The organism is Caproicibacter fermentans (assembly GCF_009746625.1).
Classification (GTDB): Bacteria; Bacillota; Clostridia; order Oscillospirales; family Acutalibacteraceae; genus Caproicibacter; species Caproicibacter fermentans.
Genome location: NZ_VWXL01000021.1, coordinates 1 through 19281, shown reverse-complemented (window position 1 = coordinate 19281; position 19281 = coordinate 1). Strand labels below are relative to the sequence as shown.

General features: G+C 44.2%; 22 protein-coding genes. 3 read left to right on the top strand and 19 right to left on the bottom strand.

What is annotated here, in order from left to right; all coding sequences use genetic code 11:
- The coding region (locus CAFE_RS20605; RefSeq protein ID WP_139104008.1) for an integrase core domain-containing protein at positions 1-94 on the top strand (94 nt) is incomplete at its 5' end.
- On the opposite strand, the gene CAFE_RS04580 is transcribed toward CAFE_RS20605, so the two are convergent.
- The 16 genes from CAFE_RS04580 to CAFE_RS04510 form a co-directional block, all read right to left on the bottom strand.
- Positions 91-987, bottom strand: a complete 897-nt coding sequence (locus tag CAFE_RS04580) for a hypothetical protein (protein ID WP_156989943.1) — start codon at positions 985-987, stop codon at positions 91-93. The two genes, CAFE_RS20605 and CAFE_RS04580, sit on opposite strands and share 4 nt — an antisense overlap.
- A gap of 3 nt (positions 988-990) precedes the next feature.
- The gene (locus CAFE_RS04575) at positions 991-1674 is read right to left on the bottom strand and encodes a hypothetical protein (RefSeq protein WP_156989942.1); all 684 of its coding nucleotides are present in this window, start codon (positions 1672-1674) and stop codon (positions 991-993) included.
- Position 1675: 1 nt separating this feature from the next.
- Positions 1676-3556, bottom strand: coding sequence for a KAP family P-loop NTPase fold protein (locus CAFE_RS04570; protein WP_156989941.1), 1881 nt, complete (start codon positions 3554-3556; stop codon positions 1676-1678).
- An 11-nt stretch (positions 3557-3567) separates the two neighbouring features.
- A complete protein-coding gene (locus CAFE_RS19940) occupies positions 3568-3750 on the bottom strand; it encodes a helix-turn-helix domain-containing protein (protein ID WP_156989940.1) in 183 nt (60 codons plus the stop codon).
- A gap of 183 nt (positions 3751-3933) precedes the next feature.
- On the bottom strand, positions 3934-5583 hold the full coding sequence (locus CAFE_RS04560) for a recombinase family protein (RefSeq protein ID WP_156989939.1): 1650 nt from the start codon (positions 5581-5583) through the stop codon (positions 3934-3936).
- A gap of 5 nt (positions 5584-5588) precedes the next feature.
- A complete protein-coding gene (locus CAFE_RS04555; protein ID WP_156989938.1) occupies positions 5589-6440 on the bottom strand; it encodes a recombinase family protein in 852 nt (283 codons plus the stop codon).
- Complete coding sequence (locus CAFE_RS04550; protein ID WP_156989937.1) at positions 6437-8011, bottom strand: recombinase family protein; 1575 nt, start codon at positions 8009-8011, stop codon at positions 6437-6439. The genes CAFE_RS04555 and CAFE_RS04550 overlap by 4 nt, the downstream gene beginning before the upstream one ends.
- A gap of 124 nt (positions 8012-8135) precedes the next feature.
- The gene (locus CAFE_RS19630; protein WP_166525064.1) at positions 8136-8291 is read right to left on the bottom strand and encodes an SHOCT domain-containing protein; all 156 of its coding nucleotides are present in this window, start codon (positions 8289-8291) and stop codon (positions 8136-8138) included.
- 11 nt (positions 8292-8302) lie between these two features.
- Entirely contained in the window at positions 8303-8674 is a 372-nt protein-coding gene (locus CAFE_RS04545; RefSeq protein ID WP_156989936.1) for a recombinase family protein, read from the bottom strand.
- 15 nt (positions 8675-8689) lie between these two features.
- Positions 8690-9070: a type II toxin-antitoxin system PemK/MazF family toxin gene (locus CAFE_RS04540; protein WP_156989935.1), complete on the bottom strand. Its 381-nt coding sequence runs from the start codon at positions 9068-9070 to the stop codon at positions 8690-8692.
- Positions 9071-9687: 617 nt separating this feature from the next.
- Positions 9688-10101, bottom strand: a complete 414-nt coding sequence (locus CAFE_RS04535; protein ID WP_156989934.1) for a sigma factor-like helix-turn-helix DNA-binding protein — start codon at positions 10099-10101, stop codon at positions 9688-9690.
- A 433-nt stretch (positions 10102-10534) separates the two neighbouring features.
- Positions 10535-12769, bottom strand: coding sequence for an ABC transporter permease (locus CAFE_RS04530; RefSeq protein WP_156989933.1), 2235 nt, complete (start codon positions 12767-12769; stop codon positions 10535-10537).
- Positions 12759-13526 (bottom strand): ABC transporter ATP-binding protein, encoded by a 768-nt coding sequence (locus CAFE_RS04525; RefSeq protein ID WP_156989932.1) that lies wholly within the window; start codon positions 13524-13526, stop codon positions 12759-12761. Before CAFE_RS04525 ends, CAFE_RS04530 begins: the two co-directional genes overlap by 11 nt.
- 96 nt (positions 13527-13622) lie before the next feature.
- Positions 13623-14636, bottom strand: coding sequence for a sensor histidine kinase (locus CAFE_RS04520; RefSeq protein WP_156989931.1), 1014 nt, complete (start codon positions 14634-14636; stop codon positions 13623-13625).
- Positions 14633-15298, bottom strand: coding sequence for a response regulator transcription factor (locus tag CAFE_RS04515; protein ID WP_156989930.1), 666 nt, complete (start codon positions 15296-15298; stop codon positions 14633-14635). Before CAFE_RS04515 ends, CAFE_RS04520 begins: the two co-directional genes overlap by 4 nt.
- A 7-nt stretch (positions 15299-15305) precedes the next feature.
- Positions 15306-15491, bottom strand: coding sequence for a DNA-binding protein (locus CAFE_RS04510; protein ID WP_156989929.1), 186 nt, complete (start codon positions 15489-15491; stop codon positions 15306-15308).
- A 158-nt stretch (positions 15492-15649) separates the two neighbouring features.
- On the opposite strand from CAFE_RS04510, the gene CAFE_RS04505 reads away from it, so the two are divergent.
- The gene (locus tag CAFE_RS04505) at positions 15650-15973 is read left to right on the top strand and encodes a helix-turn-helix transcriptional regulator (RefSeq protein ID WP_330593854.1); all 324 of its coding nucleotides are present in this window, start codon (positions 15650-15652) and stop codon (positions 15971-15973) included.
- Positions 15974-16151: 178 nt separating this feature from the next.
- On the opposite strand, the gene CAFE_RS04500 is transcribed toward CAFE_RS04505, so the two are convergent.
- Positions 16152-16406 (bottom strand): helix-turn-helix domain-containing protein, encoded by a 255-nt coding sequence (locus CAFE_RS04500; RefSeq protein ID WP_156989928.1) that lies wholly within the window; start codon positions 16404-16406, stop codon positions 16152-16154.
- A gap of 13 nt (positions 16407-16419) precedes the next feature.
- Complete coding sequence (locus tag CAFE_RS04495) at positions 16420-18228, bottom strand: VirD4-like conjugal transfer protein, CD1115 family (RefSeq protein ID WP_156989927.1); 1809 nt, start codon at positions 18226-18228, stop codon at positions 16420-16422.
- A gap of 71 nt (positions 18229-18299) precedes the next feature.
- Between CAFE_RS04495 and CAFE_RS20770 the strand changes: the two genes are divergently transcribed.
- Positions 18300-18767: a DUF3781 domain-containing protein gene (locus CAFE_RS20770; RefSeq protein WP_461949998.1), complete on the top strand. Its 468-nt coding sequence runs from the start codon at positions 18300-18302 to the stop codon at positions 18765-18767.
- Between the two features lie 38 nt (positions 18768-18805).
- Here CAFE_RS20770 and CAFE_RS04485 read toward each other — a convergent pair whose 3' ends face one another.
- Positions 18806-19135, bottom strand: coding sequence for a toprim domain-containing protein (locus CAFE_RS04485; protein WP_267901510.1), 330 nt, complete (start codon positions 19133-19135; stop codon positions 18806-18808).
- Between the last annotated feature and the right edge of the window lie 146 nt (positions 19136-19281).

The window sequence follows — 19281 nt, the reverse complement described above, 5'->3', positions numbered from 1 at the left end:
CTGGCGAAATGAATATAACCACCTTCGCCCACACAGTTCTCTGGATAATTTGACGCCGGCAGAATACGCCATGAAAATCTCAGGTGATTACTAACTTTCTATCTGGACGGCTTTTGGGGGCAGGTCAATCTCATTAAAAGATCTAATAAAATATGGATGTGTAGTCCTTGTGCTACATGTTCCTTTTCTACTATTTGTAAGTGGAATGTTCAGTCCAATGAAGCCATTCTCAGGTATATATACAGGAATATGTGACCCAATAGAACCTGCTAATGAAATTGCTGCACAAAGAAATAGCAACGATCTCCCACGACTGGTATTTTCAGTACCTTTGAGAACTGTATCTTCCTGATTTTTAGGTGCTCTTGAGTTAGCAGTAAAGCCTATAAATTCAACAAATTGGGCAGGATAATTGTTGCGCAGTAAATTTAATAAAGATTCTTGCTTCTCTCTGAGCTTTGGATACTCATTATGCCCTAACAAGCAAACGGATTCTCCTTTATTGAGCAACTCTATAGCACCACAAAAAGAATCCAATCCTCCAGAAAACAAACTTACAGCGGTACTCTTAGAGATGTCAACCGGATATCTGCTGGGTTTTGAGCTATCGCCATAACGTGCAACACTTTGGCGGAAATTTATGTCCCATATATCCCCTGTCAAGAACGATAATGTAGAATTCCAATTTGGTTTTGTTTCTTCCCATTTATCTAACTGTAACACGGGTATGGATATTCTAATTTTACGTGTCCATTTATCTTTCGTCCTCCATCTTGACAGTCTCTTATCAACAGCAAAAACAGATAAAGATATAATAAATAAGTCCTCATAAATTTCTGATATTGGACGTTGCCCAATATCTAGCCAAGTATCCTTAAGGCTTGAAAAAATAGTTCCCTTTGTTTCATGGGTAATTGAAAATATGAAGGAATCAGCGTAATCTTGAAATGGAACTTCATTAGTGACTTTATTAATCCATATATTCATTTGCTAATCCTCCTCATACAACGTTTCAAAAAGTGTGTAAGCATCGATTAAAGCACTCTCAACGTATTGATTACCTGATAAACTGCCAAAATCAATATTGCCAATATCCTTAATCGTAAGCTGCTCATATAAGCTGCTTCTTATATAACCTTTTACACTACTAAGAATTTGTGTAGTCTCATCTGGTGACCGTTCTTTACCGATTTTTTCAGCAAACCTAAATTCAAAATTAAGTTCCACAAAATTAACCAGCATCTCCTTTAGCAGAACATCCATTGATATGTCCGCTAATTTGTCAAAATCATCAATGTTTAAAATTTTTAGCGAAAGAGAAAGTGCGTCAATTGCTAATGCATCTTCTTTGGTAGCTCCATTATTTGTATAATGATGCAATAGCTCATTCCAAATAACATCAGAACTTTTCCCAAGCAAATCCTCTCGTCCAATATTTCTCAGAGATGCCTCTAATCCATAATTCGCAACGGATTTGGCAAAACCTAAAATGCCTGTAGCTCCATGAATAAATGTACTTCCTTGAAACCCATCTGTTTTCATCGCACTTGCATATTTACTGGTAGCATTTGCAATAGAATTAGAATTTAGATTTTTGGACATTTCTGTAACAGCGCTCTTGGTTCTTGACCACTCAATGCGTGTTGGAGCTATGTATCCTTTTGAAGTTCCCATATCATGACCTCCCCCTTTTTGCTGTAGTTGCTACGTTTACCAAGCTACCTACTATTGTGTCATAAAGCTTAGACGACAAATTTTTACCTTTCATCTCATCTAAAACAGGCTTGACCTTATCTGCTGAGTTCGCTAACATTGCCTTAAGATATGGGATAGAAGAAGGAGTAAACTTGTTCTGCGGCATATTTTTAATTTGTAGCAAAATAGTATCTTGATAAGCTGTACAAGTCATAAATAAATTTTTAATAATAAAAAATTCTATTTCTCCCTTTTTAATGTTTGGTAAAATGCTTTCTATGACCTCTGCTATTATTTGTGATTCGGAATTTTTAAGTTCTTCCATAATGGTTGAGATAGTACCCTCTGAAGTTTGCCCGAGTCTCTGTAAAATGTTTTTAGATTTTTCAGAAAGTGCATCAATGTTATCGTTATTGTTTTTAAGCTCTTCTCGAGACAGGTAAAAATATCTATCAAGCTTTGTTTCATACAAGTTTTTTGGTTCGCACTCTATCCACTTTATAATACGAGGACTAGACCATTGAACGAATTCTTCTGGCATACTTTTCGGATCGCCAGTATGTTCATGAACCTGTTTCAGTTTTTCATTATTCATTCTAAAATCTTTATCCCATTCATTTAGCTGTTTAAACAGGCTTGGGTTAAGTTTTTGCAAAACTAGAAGTTTTGCAAGTATCTGCATGTTAAGATCATTTCCAAAATACATTTGGGACAAAGCTTTCTTAGTTATAAATGTATTTAAAAAACGTTTTGCTTGTCTAGGGTTACCTTTAAGTGTAGAAGAAACTATATTTTTTATACTGTTTATTATTTCAATATCTTTGTTATACTCAGTCTCGTTGCTTTGATCTTTAAACGGATCACCTATGAGTTCTATCCGCCGCCTAAGTTCTTCTAATGAAAGACTTTCTTCTTTCAACATTATTTTATCTTCAAAAATACTAGATACAAATGCTTCAAAAGAAGATGGTTTCATATATAATTGACAAACTAACAGAAGCAAATAGTTTTCAATGTCTTTAGATGATAACTCAGGTATATATATAGGGAGTTGAATGATTTTTTCAATGTATTCAGTAGATATTTCCACGCTAGAACCATCAATAGGAGGATATTTTTTTCTTATAGCATATTGAATGACAGTCTCATCCGCTGCAATAATAAATGTTGTTCGTTTAACTGAAAGGAACAGTTTGATTGCTTCGAGAGTGTCAATAATTCTGTCTGGAGTGCAGCGGTCTAAATCATCAACTAAGACAACTAGATTATCAATTTCTGATTTTTCTAGTATATTCTCAAAATCCTTTTTAAAGCTTCTTATATTCTCAACAGTACTGTCTTTAGGGTCTTTGACATATTCATCTTTAAACTTTTGAACAGATTCAGAGGCTCCCTTGATAATATCTCCCATTTTGGCAGCATCGCCCGCTATGCTTAACGTCAACGGAAGGGGATTACCTGTTATCAGACTTGCGATCATTGGCGCACCCTTAGCTAACATTGAAGAACCTAACTTAAAATAATCAACACGTTTGAGTAGCTCTTTTATTTTATCAACAACACCCTCAAATTTGCCTTGATTATTTTTCATCTCGTTAAGTAGTGCTTCCATCAAAGCAGCCTTAGCATCTTCGTAACCCTCAAACATCCATGCATTTAGTTGAATGCAGGCAATATTATTTGTAGTTGGATCAATGTTTTTTGAAATCAATTCAAGCAACGTTGATTTGCCTGCGCCCCATAAGCCAAACAGCCCAATAGTTAACGGATTATATTCCTTTTTCTTAACTATTTCAGCAATCAACTGCGCATAAGGTTGATAAAATAACATATCAATATCCGATGCATTATCCAGCCACATATATATCCCTCCTAAATTTCATTTTTTGTATTTTTGATTCTACCATCCTTGGGCTTCATCGCATCCTTGGGTATCGCCCAAGTAATCCCAAACCGAACAGCACCCGGTATCTTGCCCTGTGCGCAAAGCACCTGCACCCGGCGTGGAGTAATTGCCCATTTTTCCGCTGCTTCTTTCGCTGTCATATAGTCCATTAAAACGTTCCTTTGCCGAATAAATATTGTATATATTATATATCGCAGCGGCGAATAAAGCAATCAGATTCGTGTAAATTATGGAAATATTCACAGTATTATGATGAAACGGATTGAAAAACAGCATAATTTCTGCTCGAAAGAGAAATGCCGCCATCATTTGTGGCGGCTTCTCCTGCTATTTTATTCATTCGGTAGCTCTTGTTCCATTTCCATATTGTTATCAAAAGTGATTCGGATGCGGTCAGCGGATAAAACCACCACCTTGGTAATAATCCCTTTGACCACATCATCACGATATTCCTTTACGCTAAGGTCAATATGTTCCAGCGTATAAAGCAGCTCATGGATTCGGGCTTGTGTATTTTGGGCGAGCATGGTCTGCTCTTGGTGTTCGCCAAGCTGACCCTGCAGCACCTTTATCTCCGCAGCGATTTCCTCGAACTTAGCATCGAAGTAATCTGCACCGGCACTGGATTTGGAGCTGAGTTCTACCAAATCCATCATCACGCTCTGCAGCTCTGCAATGCGGTTCTGAACAGCAGCTTCATTGAAACTGTCATCCTCCTGCGAACCAATTGCCAGCCGCAGACCAGCATTGAGGGTTTCGATGACATCTGCCTTATCCTCGTCCAGCCGATTTAGGGCGGTGACAATGGCTTGGTGCAACCGGCTTTCCTCAATGGTAGGGGATTCTTTGCAGTATTTTGTACCGTATTCCAAACGGTTGATGCAGCGCCAGACCAGCTTTTTCTTGCCGTTCCTTGCCCAAGTGACCCGGCGGTACTGTGTCCCGCATTCACCGCAGCAGAGCAGCTCGGTCAAGGCATATTTGCTGCTGTATTTTCCTTTTTCGGTTTTCACAGCTTTCTTGGCCACCTTACGTTTTCCGGCTCTCCGGGCGATTTCCTCCTGCACGAGGTTGAATAAATCCTTTGAAATAATCGGCTCATGGTTCCCGGTTACATAATACTGGGGGATTTCACCGTTGTTTTTTCGGGTTTCCTTGGTTAGGCAGTCCACCACATAGGTTTTCTGCAGCAGGGCATCGCCGATATAACGCTCGTTCCGGAGCATATACTGCAGTACGCCAACTGACCACTCCTGCTTGCCGGTGGGGGAGAGAATTTCGTCTGCCTCCAGCGATTCCTTTATTTTCCGAACGCTGGCACCGGAATAATAGCCCCTGAAAATCCGTTTGACGATTTCCGCTTCTTCCGGCACAATCTTGGGCTGACCGTCCTCACCTTTTTCATAACCTAAAATACGGGAATATTGAAAGGGCACCTTTCCGCTTTTGAAGCTCTGGCGTTTGCCCCATGTGACGTTGCGGCTGATGGATTCGCTCTCAGCCTGCGCAAAGCCGCTGAGAAAGCACAGTGCCATTTCGCTGGCCATCTCCATCGTGTTGATGCCCTCTTTTTCAAAGATGATGGGAATGCCTTTTGCCTTGAGCTTTCGGATATACCCGATGGCATCCAGCGTGTTTCTGGAAAACCGGGAAACGGATTTGGTCAGCACCATGTCGACTTTGCCTTTTTCGCACAGTGACATGAGCTTGAGAAACTCGGTACGCTTTTTGGCGCTGGTTCCGGTGATGCCCTCATCGGCAAAGATACCGGCAAGCTCCCAATCCTTGTTTTTGCTGATTTTATCGGTATAATAAGCAATCTGCGCAGCGTAGCTGGACTGCTGTTCCTCCTGTTCGGTGCTGACCCGGCAGTAGGCCGCCACACGCAGCTTTCTCTTTCTGGCATTGGGCTTGGTTAAAAGAATATTGGCAGGGATCACATCGACCCTTTTCTGTACGGGCATTATGGTTTGTGTTTGCATGGCGGTTACTCCTTTCCAATCAGCTTTCCGTTATTCATCCGCAGCCACAGGCTGCCGTCCGAATCAATGACCACCTGTTTGACGGTATCTTCAAACAACGGGATTGAAAAGGCATCCAGCAGCGGCTGTTTCTCGAATATCGCCAGCAACCGGCGGGTTAAGTATTCCGGCTCCGTATCGGCACAGGCCTCATATTTTGCAGCGGCACAGCCAAATATCAACAGCTTGGTGTAGTCGCTGTCCACCTCGCTCTTTTCAAGCTCCCGGTTGATTTGGTTTCCCGTCCGGGCAACATCGAGGGAATAGTTCTCTTGATGCGGTGAAGGAAGCTCCAGCAGGCTCGGATTGCTGATAATCATATTCAGAATTGCTGTTACACTCTCCAGCAGGGCTTGGTCGGTGATTCGCTTGGGTGTAATGCGCCCCTCAGCGGAGCAGCACCATGCTTCATAATTTTTGCTTCGGCCATCCCTTTTGTATTTGGCTCCACAAGCCCCACAAACCGCCTTACTGCGGATACTGTCCAGTTCCTCGGATAACGGCTCCCCTTGGATTTTCTGCCCGATTAGGGTGGCTACAGCCCTGAACGTGTCGGCAGGGAGTATCGGCGGGAAGTCATCACCACCGCAGTAGCGTGAGTTTTCCAGCATCCGTTTGATCATGTGTTTGTTCCAATCGGTGCGGTTCTCCATATAGGGGACACTTTTGGCAGTGAGCTGCTCGGCAATCCGGCGATAGGACATTCCGGCTTGATAATACTCAAAAACCCGCCGAATTACGGCGGCCTCCGCTTCATGGATACACAGTGCACCGTTTTGGATGTGGTAGCCGAAAGGAAGATATCGGTTTTTCTTCATCGCCCAAACACCTCCTTTGGCAGCTGTTCAGTAAAGGCAAAACCACCGATCAAGCAGAATTTCAGCTTATCCTGCTTAGTGACAACAATCTGATTGACGATGCTTTGAAACAGGGTTTCGTCAAAATTGGTCAGGTATGGCGATCCTTGTTCCATCAGCGCAATCAGCAGCCTGCAGTCGGAAATCATCTCATCGTCCGCATCGCTTTCCAGCAGTCTGCGACGGTTACGCTTCAACAGGTCAAGTTGCTGGTTGATTTCATTATTTTTCTGCATAAAAATAGCAGAGTCCATGTAACCTTTCGTCCTGAGACGATTCAGTACCAGACTCTGCTTGGTGAGTTCCGCTATTTCCTGATTGATGCTTCCGACTTTTACATCGCTCATAGTAATCTTAGATTTGAGATCTATCAGCTGTGTTAAAGCGGGGGAGAGAATATAGCGGCTGTTCTGTTTTAATTTGTTAGCCATTCGGATAAATGCCTGTATAATAGCATCCTCTCGGATTTGCCGGATTTCGCACAGCTCCTTGCTGCGAAAGTGCTTATGGCAGACCCAATAGGTTTTGCCGTTGGTCACCCTGCGAGAGAAAGTTGTACCGCATTTTCCGCATCGGATTTTCTGAGAGAATACATATTGCTTACGATGCCCCTTGCTTTGGCAGAGGGCGTTACGGGCTTTCATCAGCTGCTGCGCCTGCTCAAACTCCGACCGGCTGATGATCGGCTCATGGGAGTCGGTGATGTAATAGCGCTCACGTTCCCCTTTGTTTTTCTTGGTTTGAAAGGGCATGGTATCGGTGGTGTAGGATTTCTGCATCAGGGCATCGCCGATGTAGCGCTCGCTTTTGAGGATATAGCTGACAGCGGTATACAGCCATTTTATCTCGCCATTCTTACAGGGGATACCATCGGCATTCAGCTCGGCTGCGATCTGATCCATGCTTTTGCCGGAGAGGTAGCTTCCGAATATCCGGCGCACAACCGGCGCTTCCTTGGGATTGGGAAGCAGCGTATTGTCTGCAAGATCATATCCATAGGGGGCGCAGCAGCAAGTGAAGCTGCCGTTTTGCATCCTCCGGGCGTAGCTCCAGCGCATATTGTTAGAGATGGAGGTGGATTCCTCCTGAGCGATGGAGCTGAAGGCTCCGATCATCATCTCATCGTGCATATCCGCTGTCTTGAGGCCATCTTCCTCAAATTCTACCTCAATGCCGAGGGCTTTCAGTTCCCGGACGGTGGAGAGGCAGTCGTGGATATTCCTCGCAAACCGGGAAACGGATTTTACAAGGATGCGGTCGATTTTGCCTTTCCTGCAGTCGGAAAGCATCCGCTGGAATTCCTCCCGCTTATCCGACCGGGTTCCGGTGATACCCTCATCGGCATAAATGTCCACCAGCTCCCATTCGTCATTTCCGGTAATCAGGGAGGTGTAATGCTCCATCTGCACGGAAAAGGAATTCAGCTGGTCTGCCGAATCGCTGCTGACTCTGGCGTAGGCGCAGACATGCAGCTTGGGCGGTGCATAGCGGTAAATGGCATTTACCGGTTCAATAACCTGTACCTGCGGCATGGCGGCACCTCCTTTGGTTTTCGTGAATTCATATGTGACAGCTCCTTTCGTGTAAGTTCAATACCACTAAGGTATTAGCACACACGATACCACATAGATGCAGACATAGCTATCACAATTATTACTAAATAATCCGGAGCCTCGGCTTATATTTTTCGACCACAAATTCGTCTGCAATCTGAAATTCCTTAGGGCTGATTTTGCCCTGCTCCAGAAGATAGGCGAGGAAGTTATGTGCCATTAAATAACGGACTTCATTGACCGGTTCTGTTTTCGTCATAGCGTTTCCTCCTAACGCAATTGAAACGGCGGCATGATGAAATCAGAGAGCTTGATTTTGCCCTCCATCGGGGAGTAAATGCTGATTCTACATCCGTTGATTGTTTGAATAAAGTTCATGGTCTTTGCCATATCCCGCCCGATCCGGCTTACCGAATCTACAAGCAATATCTGAAAGCTCTCGGCTTTTGCCGCTTCCAAAACAGCTTGCAGGCCGGGGCGGTCGAAGTGCAGGCCGCTGCCCAGGTCCTGTGAGGAACCGACAACAGAAAAGCCCATCTGTGAGGCATAGGTTTCCAATCTTTCGTATTGTCCTTTTAAAGCGCCATGTATATCCTCCGGCGCATCGATGCGGCAGTAAATCCATGCAGACTTCTTATTCATAGAAAATTCCTCCTTTCACAAGCTCAGGCTCATTTGAGGCTCCGGCAGCAGGACATCCAAACCGAAGCTCACGGCTAAGGCTTCATTGACTTGCTGCATCTGCGGATCATTCAAATGGCCTATGTACTCACGCAGACGGGAACGGTCAATGGTTCGCACCTGCTCCAACAGCACAAGGGAATTTTGCCGCAGCCCATACTGCTGGCTGCACAGCCGGATATGGGTAGGCAGATGGCTCTTTTCCGTGCGGCTGGTGATGGCGGCCACAATGACGGTGGGGCTGTAGCGGTTTCCGATATCATTTTGAACGACCAAAATCGGCCTTATCCCACCCTGCTCGCAGCCTACGACCGGCGTTAAATCAGCATAGAACATATCGCCCTTGTAAATACGCATTTCGCATTCCTCCTTTTTTGAAATCAGTGTTATATCACAAGGATAAGGACAGCCGCCGCTTGTGAACGGTTTACCCGCAGGGCGGCTGTCCTCATAGTTTCTGATATAACAAAACTCTTGTTCTTCGTTTTCTGCTGCTTCTATTCGACACTACTTCCCGAAGCAGAACACCACAGACAGATTGCCTGCGGTATAAGGACGATTCCGTCCTTTGGGCAGTCAGCTTAAACCAGCCTTGGTTAGTGGCTGTCATGGGACTCTCACCCCCGCCGGGTTCTCCGGCGGCTGCACCCATTGCGATGTCTGTGGCTGTGCAGAAGTATCATTGTAGGCTGTTCAGGTCATGGCGGGGCAATCTACCACAGATTGCTTCTCGGACGGACAGTTCTCGCTCGGCACCTTTGATGCTATCGTGTTGACGGATAGCTCTGACCTATCCGCAGATGGTCTTGGCGTCTCCTCCGAAGCCGCTTTCCCCTCATCGGAGCTGAACAGCTAACGTATTTAAGCTGCTGGATATGACCGAATGGCTCGGTGTTTTTCAAGGAACAGGAGAGAAATAGAAAATCCCCCTCACTTCTATAAAGGAAAAAGTGAGGGGGCGTACAACCGAAAAATTAGAAATCAATCATTTTTTTCAGCTTATCCAGTATCTTCTTTTTGCGTTTACTGATGGCCTGTTGCGTTACCAACAGCTCTGCGGCCAGATTCGCTTCCTTTTTATCATTGAAAAATAGCTCATCAATAAGGGAGCGTTCGTCCTCCGATAAGGATTGGAGAGCACTCCACAGAGCCTCCAGCTGCTCCTGATGAATGAGCCTGTCCACGATGTCCGGTTGAACACGGACAATGAGGTAATCGATGTTGACGCCATCCTCACGGAATCGCTCCAGAGACAGCTCGTTCTGGCGGATCAGCTTATTTTGATAGCGTTCTGCTTCACGTTCTTTATGGTAGGCACGGTAGACGGCCTCACTGACCTCCACACGCTGCCGTTTTACAACAATGGTATATTTTTTGTTCTCTGACATATGCTTGTCCTCCAAATTTTCAAAATGTGATTGAAAACGAAGGACAAGAGGCGGTGACCGGCACTGGGGTATGATTTTGGGCAGTAAAAAAAGAGCATTCCGATGGACATGGCTGTCCGTAGGTACGCTCTTATACTTTATTTCACATTCTACCTGCTCTGGTGGTTCGTGTTGGTGGGCATAGTTATCCGCTGATGGACATAGGCTTTTTTTAACAAGTTGCCTATGTAAAAATCAGTTATGCGGATAGCCTAATGTCGCTGCAGCAGATGCGCAGCGGTGTAATCTGTAAAGACCAACACATATAAAATCCCTCCAAACTTTTCACGGGTTTGGAGGGATTTATCTGGTATTTAAGCATGTGGAGTGTCCCGCCAAAGCACCGTTTTTTTTATTCGGCGGGTACACTTTTATTAAATACAGTCATGTACTGCTACTCATTTTCCGCTATATTCCGCTTAAATAAAGTATAGGTAACAGCTAAGTAGCAGACAAATATGAAAAGGAAAACGCCATATATGCTGAATACATTCATGAGTACGTGATTTACTGTAATATAGGGCATGTAATCCCCATAGTTCACTTTCAACAAGTATATAAAAATCGCCCCGGCACCACATAGAGCTACAACAATGGGAACACCGAACCATACGGACATTTGCTGCCGTATCAGCTTCCTGATTTGGACTTTATCCACTCCGATTTTTTCTATCACTTTAAATCTTTTTTGGTGTTCGGAGGCATCGGTAAGCTGTTGCAGAGCTAAGATTGTAAGGGATATTACAATTAAGACCAATCCTGTATAAGCGCCTCCCAATCGAAGCATCAGCGAGTTGGATATTCCCTCGTTGAGCTGTAGAGTCCGAAGCCTCACATATCCACTATTTTGGGGAACCATACCGCTGTTGTTCAACCAAGGACTAATTTCCTCGTCCATTTTGACGGCAAAGTCATAGGAAAGCGGCTCAGTCGTATTGGCGGCGTAATAGATAGTTGCAAGGGTAAGGCTTTTACATATAGAATCCGGCAGGATATATACGGCTTTCATTCTACTTGTAAAAATTCCCATACCGACATTTATCTGATAATCTGCTCCTTGAACCTTAGTGAGCATGGTTTCCCCTGCCTGTATTTGTGTATGCTGCTGATTGAATGCCTTTATTTCTTCGGGTAAAGCCTTATGATCCCACGCTATGGCAAAACCATTTTCAGACAAAGCGATTTCTTCGTGTCTGGATAATTTAAGAAGGGCATTGTAATCACTCAAAGCAATACCAAGAACAGGCATATCCTTTTGAATTCGGATATCGAAATCACTGTCGTTCAAAAAGTAGGTTTCTACTGCTGCACTCCCGCTTGTTTCGTAGCCTCCGTCCAATAAATATTGATTTATATAGGAGCTGTCAATGGCAGCTTGGGGCAATTGATTGATATTGTCCACCTGTGTATATGCTGAGAATATTTGCATGTCATAGAGAGAACGTGCTTTTAAATATCCGTCCACCTGTGCGGTATAGGTAGGCAGCCATCCAAGCAAAACCAAGGAGAACAGGAAAGCACAGGATAGAACTGCCATTGTTTTGGAATTGGTTTTTAGCTTTGAAATGATCTGCCCAAGTAAAAACAGATTCTGATAATTGAAATGCTTTGATTTCCTTTTCATTAGAACCAGCAACCATGAGAGGCAGCTAAAAAATGCAATTAGGCTAAATAGGATCATGCCAAGCGCCAGCACAGAAGGAACAAAGGTATAAAAAGCTCCGCTGATGAGTCCGCTCCGCAGCATTTCATCAATCAGCCCCTGAAGCTGTAATTGCAATATTCCCGTAATCAGAGAAATTGCAGACAGAAGAATGGCCACAAAGCTGCCATCTTTTTTCATCTTTCCTGTGACAAAAAGGAATACAAACGCACAAAACAGAAAGATGGCTGCACTGATCATACTGGCTCCTGTCATCCATCTTGCTTGTTCATTTAGCTGATTCCAAAAGGGTATAATTTTATGGCTACAAAGAAGCAGAATACCAATATCCACCGCACAACTTACAGCTAAAGGGGAAACAAGCATATCCTTTAGCGTAGAAGCACTTTCCGTTTTGTGGCTGTCGTGCAGCATATCGATAATTTTCTGCTTGCGTATAATACGCACATTGCCAATGCCAATGATTAGAAACAACATGATAAAAAACAATAAAGTCCATGCGATAGTGTCAGGGTAAATAGAAAAATGAAGCTTAAATACTTCCCCAAAGCTACTCATAATAATTGCACTTATAATTTGAGATAAAAGTACGCCAAGCACAACACCTAAGCAGACCGCCACAAGCCCCATCAGAAGCATTTCTATAAAAAAGAGAGTTGCTACTGTGCGCTGCTCCATGCCTATAATGGTTTGCAGTGCAAATTCTTTTTTTCTGCGTTTTATCATGTAGCGATTGACATATGAAATAAGAAAAACAAGAAGCAACGCAATCACTGGAATAATGATTTTCATTTTTTCAGAGAAATACTCCAGATTCATCTGAATCGGCAGTCTGGTGTTATAGAAAGGGCTTGTGATGGATAAAAATCCATAAAACAGTCCCACCGATAAAATCAAGGTCAGTATATAAATCAGATAATCCTTTGCGGAACGTTTCACGTTGCGTAAGGCCAGCTTAACGTACATCGGATAAATCACCTCCCAGCAGTGTCATCACATCAAGGATTTTTCCGAACAATTGCTTTCTGCTTTGTTCCCCACGAAGAATTTCCGTAAAAATCTGGCCGTCCTTTAGAAATAAAATCCGTTTTGCATAGCTTGCTGTAAAAGCATCATGGGTTACCATCAGGATAGTTGCATCAAGCTCTTGGTTCATGGTTTGAATGGTTGTCAAGAGCATCTGTGCCGAGCGACTGTCTAACGCCCCGGTCGGCTCGTCTGCCAGTATCAGCTTGGGATTGTTAATCATGGCTCTTGCGCAGGCACAGCGCTGTTTCTGACCTCCCGAAACCTGATAAGGAAACTTATCCAGTATCGGTACGATATCCAGTTTTTCAGCCATCTGCTTTATACGAGGTTCAATTTCTCCTGTCGCTACCTTGTTGATGGTTAAGGCCATTGCGATGTTTTCGCTAATGGTGAGTGTATCCAGCAGATTGAAATCCTGAAAGATAAACCCAAGATTTTCTCTGCGGAAACGGGCAAGCTCTTTTTCTTTGATTTCTGTAATATCTGTACCGCTTAAGAAAATATGACCTGCACTAACGGTATCAATGGTGGAAATACAGTTTAGCAAAGTTGTCTTGCCGGAGCCGGAAGCCCCCATAATGGCAATAAATTCACCGTTTTGCACCTCAAAGCTGATATCATCAATGGCCTTGGTAAGATTGCCTTTGTTGCCATAGTATTTTTCGATATGTTCAATTTTTAAAATTTGATTCATGTTCTTCACCTCACATTCATGTTACCAAATAAAGAATTTTAACTGTATCTACTTTTCTTACAAAGTTCTTACAAAAATGTAAGAAGTGCAGGAAATTCACTCCTGCACTCTCACAAAATCTCCTTTGGGGAAAAACAACTCTACCTGTGTTCCTTGTCCTGATTCAGATTTTACAGCAATACCGATGCCCAGCTTCTCGCAAAGTCGTTTGCATAAGAACAGGCCAATTCCGGTAGAGCTTTTCCCGGTTCTGCCGTTTTGACCGGTAAAGCCTTTTTCAAAAATTCGGGGCAGATCGGGTTCTGATATCCCAACACCATTGTCATAAATTATTAAAACAACTTGTCCTTGCTTGGAATTTACCTCAAAACCTATCTTTGGTTCTTTTCCACTATATTTTACCGCATTCGCAATGATCTGATTCAAGATAAAGCCAATCCATTTTTCATCGGTATAGACCGTATTGTCACAATTATTTACTTCAACCGAAATATGGTTTTGAAGCAGAAGCTGCTTGTTCTCTGCAACAGCGGCATGGATCATTTCTGACAGGGAAACTTCTTTAATGAAATAATCCTTTTCTACATTTTCGCTTCTGGCGTAATAAAGCGCCTGATCGGTGTAGTGGCTGACCTTTTCTAACTCTGCCATTAGCTTTCGAGTGGTATCGGATTTATTGTTTTCGCATAGGAGCTTCATTGCCGAAATTGGTGTCTTGACATCATGTATCCACTGCTCAATATATTCCTTATACTCCTTGCGCTCTCGTTTGGATTCCGACACCTGCTCCATCATGGACTTATTTGCAGCTTTTAGAAGCATATGATAAATTTTATCTTCTGTCAGTATGGGATGCTCCATAACCTCACAAATTAAATATTTCTTATCCAACCGTTCCAGTTGTAAAAGAAGCTCTGCGAAATACCGTTTTCGGAAAAAGAAGCGAATATGGATATAGCTTGCGGCAATCAGAAACCAAATAAGCAGCAGAATTAAGATAATGTTTGCTTGCACATCGACTGCCGACAGGAAAACCACACAGAAAAGCATGGATAGAACATGAGTAATGATAGCAGGGAGCTGATCTTTTAAATACTCTTTATACCTCATATCAAATACCCCTGCCGATGCTTCGTCTGAATAAAGTCCTTTACCCCTATGCTCTTTAATTTTTCCCGTATTCTCGTAATGTTTACACTGAGGGCATTATCATCCACATAAAGCTGACTGTCCCAAAGGTAGTCCACTAAATCCGCACGGGGAACAATTTTTCCTGCATTGCGAAAAAGAAACACCATGATTTTCAGCTCGTTTTTCGTCAGCTCTACCGAATTCCTATGATATTCAATTTTGCTGTTCTCCAGATGCAGGATTACCTCTTGATAGGTCAGAACTTCTGCGTGTTCCGAAGCATAGGTGCGTTTTAGCAGTGATGCAATACGAGCCAGCAAAATAGAAGTATTGTACGGTTTTGTGATGAAATCATCACCGCCCAGCATGATGCTGTTCAGTTCGTCCATGTCTGTGTTACGGCTTGTGACAAAGATAATCGGCACATTGGAAAATGTGCGTATTCCCGAACAAATTTTAAATCCGTCCTGTACAGGCAGGTTGATATCCAATAAGAGCAGATGTGGAGGACTTTTCCGTATTTCACTGATAATATTAAAAAAATCCTTTGGCAGGATTATTTCATACCCATTACTTCTCAGAAGCACCGATAACTCTTCCTGAATAACCGGGTCATCTTCAATCACCATAATTTGATACATGAAATTATCACTCCTTTTTTCTGTTTTCTTTCAGCCTGCCGTCTGCAGGCTTTGGTGCATCCTTGGGGATCGCCCATGCACGGCCGAAGCGAACCGCTCCGTCAATTCTATTTTCTTCGCAGAGCTTTTGTATTCTCCGCTTGGAGATTTCCCATTTGTCAGAAGCCTGCTCTACGGATATATAATCAAGCATTTGTATTCCTCCACCATGTATGTTGTTTATATTATATACGCATTAGCGAATAAAATCAATAATTCCTTTTGTAAAATGTGTTCGTCTTAACACCCATTAGTGGTTCGTTCTCAATCCTATGCCCATACTGTAAAATTGGGTTAGGAGGTGAACGAACAGTGGAGGAATTACTGAACTCATTTGGTCAGACCATAAAGGACGCCCGGATTGCCGCAGGCATGACACAGGATGCGCTTGCGGAGCAGGCCGGGGTAACGCCAAGATACATAATGGCCATTGAGAATGAAAATAAACACCCAAGAATGCCGGTGCTGCTTAAGATCATCCGCACCTTGAAGATATCAGCCGATACAATTTTTTATCCGGAAATTCAACATACAGACAGAGAAAAAGAACAGCTTTTGCACATGATCCAGCTGTGCGGCGAAAAGGAAATTAAAATAGCCGCCGCAACCGTCAAGGCGTTATTGGATGCCAGATAAGCAAAATCCATCTTCTATCTTCGAGGATGGATTTTCTTCATGTCAAAGAGATAGATTGTCTTTTCTCTGTGTTTAAGAAATCCTTAGAGTGAAAAGTTCACTGCATAGGCCATGATGACACATACCATATGCCGCCGACAGGACGCACTGCTCCCTTGGCGGCAGGGTATGTGTTTTTTCATTTCACCGTAAACAACAGACTGCTCTTGCCTCCGTTTTCCCGCCAGCGCTGCTCCTTTTGAAGATGGCTGGTCTTTTCAAGGTCAGCGATGGCTCTCTGCACCGTGCGGCGGGAGAGCTTCAAGTCTTTGGCGATAGTACCGATGGCAGGGTAACAGGTTCCATCCTTATTTGCCCGGTCTTTCAAATAACGATATACCACAACGGCACGGTGGGGGACATCCGCAGCATAGAGAGATGATAAATAGTTCAATCACGAACACCTCCTAATCGGTGCGCAGAGGCATAGCAGATTGTTCCGGCTCCGGCTCATGCTCCTGCACTGGTGTGTGCTGTGTACCTCCGCTTCGCTCATCATCGGGAGACTCCGGGAATTCGGCAAAGTTATCCTCGTCATAGGCACAGCCTCGCTGGAGGATTTCCTGCTCCAGCTCGAAGCGGTCGGCATAGTGAACCTTTCGGGTGGCACGTTCCTCCACCTCAAAGGATTTTCCAAACCGGATGCCCCATTTGAGAAACAGCGGCAGTTTGGTGCGCATAGGACAGCAGCCGGTCTTGGCCAGAATAAAATTGCCCTTGGGTAGAGTTTTCAACTCATCCGGTGTCATCAGCGGTCGCTGGATCATCTGCAGACTCTGGCTGGGATCGTTCTTTCCTCTGCTGATGGAGCCGGACATGACGGTTTTGTTGCCCAGCGCCCTTGAGAGAATATCTGCGCTTTCTGAGTTGGGCGCAAACCCACCGAACAAAATATCCTGACAATTGTCGATAATGATGGCGGAACCCTCCTTGCCGTAGTTTTTCTCAAGCTGGGCAAATGACTGGATGATGGGTACCATACTGATACGACGGGAACGGCCTGCAGAAAACATCATCTCCATCGACTGGATTTTAGGGATGGTTCCGATCTCATCGGCAAAGATCATTACCCGGTTGGGGAGTTTACCACCGTATTCATCAGCGACCGTCAGCATCTCCCGGTAGAGCTGCTGGAGGAACAGCGACACCATAAAATATTTCGTGTTATCTTCCTCTGGCAGTACGATAAAAATAGCACATTTCTCTTTGCAGAAGGTTTCCGTATCCAGTAAGCTGTCGAAGCACAGAATCTGCTCCATTTCGGAATCCAGAAACGCATTAAGACGGGACATGGCAGTGGACAGCACCGAGGCCATTGCTTGGTCGGCAGTATTGAGGGCGGCTCCCGCAAACCATCTTGCCTTATGGTCGGAGGGCAGCTTATCCATCAGCAGCTGGAACTGGCTTTTGTTCTTCACCGGCGAGGGAGCCAGCAAGTCCTGTATCATTTTAAACACAGATATGATGTGCCGCTTCTCCGGAGGACAGTATTCCGCAATCAGCAGGATGACTGAGGTCAATAATCCCTCGGCGGCATCATAGAAAAACGCATTTTGACCATAGCTTGCTGAGTCCTCACCGCTGCTGGAAATAATAGTTTTGGCGGTGATTTTGGCATACTTCTCGGCCTTAGCTTTCAGCGAGAGGTTCTCTGGATTTTTCAGATAAGCATCCATATAGCGATTGACCAGCTGCAGGATGTTATCGCCATCCGAGCGGGTGGGGTTGCGCAGATCCAGCACCGATATTTTGTAGCCGTAGTAATCCTTTGCGATGCCTGCATAGTTTCGGAACAGGTCGCCCTTGGTATCGGTGCAAAGGAAGCTCATGCCGGATGCACAGGCATATTCAATATTAGGATAGAGAAAGTTAGCAGTTTTGCCCACACCGGCAGCGCCGATCATGAGGCAGTGAATGTCACCGTCATCAATGAGGGCGGTAGTAGCACCTGCCTTTTGCTTGCAGCCCACCACAAGCCCCTGCAGGGCGGGCAGATTCTGCCCACGCCGCCATTTTTCCGGCTCGTAGGGTACATGGGCGTATGTCCGTTTTATTTCGGTTTCTGTGGCAAAACGGGCGGTACCGTGCTGACCGTCACCGACCGTCTTGGATTTGATGCCGCTGAGGGTGTAATAGTGTGCTAAAAGAGAAAGACCACCGATGACGAAAAACATCACGGCGGTCACTGCTATGAGGATGTAAACTTGGGATGGCATAGGGGAACTCCTTTCTTTTCTGTGATATTTGTTGTAAAATAAATTCATGATAACCAATGAGGTAAAACACTATGGAAAATTACAAGCCTAAAGAATTAACCGAAGCACTCCGTGCCATCAATTCCATTATTCACAAATGTGAAAAGGCACAGGAGGAGTTCCCAGAGGGAAATTCTCAGCATACGCTTCTAAAAAACCGCTTAAAAGCAATGTATATTTCAAAAGCATTGATTACAGAGGCACTGTCTAAAGTGGATGAGGACTCAGAAGCACAAACTTTATCTGACGATAACTGCAATGCTGAACTGCTACTTTCGAACTTGGATCAGATGCATACCACGGATTTGGGTGTGGAACGCATCCGAAAAAATCTGCGTTTAGATACAGACGATGTAGTCGGCTGGTGCAGAGAAAAAATCAAAGCTACAAACGCCAGTATCACAAGGAAGGGCAAGAACTGGTATATTACTGTGGATAGCTGTGAGATTACCGTAAATGCCCACAGCTACACCATTATCACCGCACACAGACGGGCATAAAAAAGCATGACTGCCAATGAAACGGCTGTCATGCTTTTTTATCTCATTACCATAGCGGGTGTGGTCTGCTCCTGTAAGCATACTGCTTTCAAATCATCATTCCAGTCCTTATGTGCCGAAACATCATACACAACAGCGTCAAATCCCTGCTCCTTTAAGGTTTTATGGATGCGGCTGGCAGCCTTACGTCCGGCTTCATCATTGTCCAGACAGAGTGACACACTTTGAAGCTGTGGGTACAGCTCCAGCAACTTCAGTACAGGCTGCTCCGACACACCGTTCAGTGCCACATAGCTGTGCTGTTTCCAATTCTGTGGATGCAGGCTGATGTAGGACAGCAGATCGATAGGTGCTTCAAATACAAACAGGTTGTGGGGATAAGGATTCTTAGGGAACCTCTGAACAAATGGCGCAGGAAGAGGAATTCAGCGAAAAGGGATTCAAGAGGCGTTCCAACTGAATGATTACGTCGAATTTCGACGCTATACTCCTGAATTTATTTCCACTTTTGCGG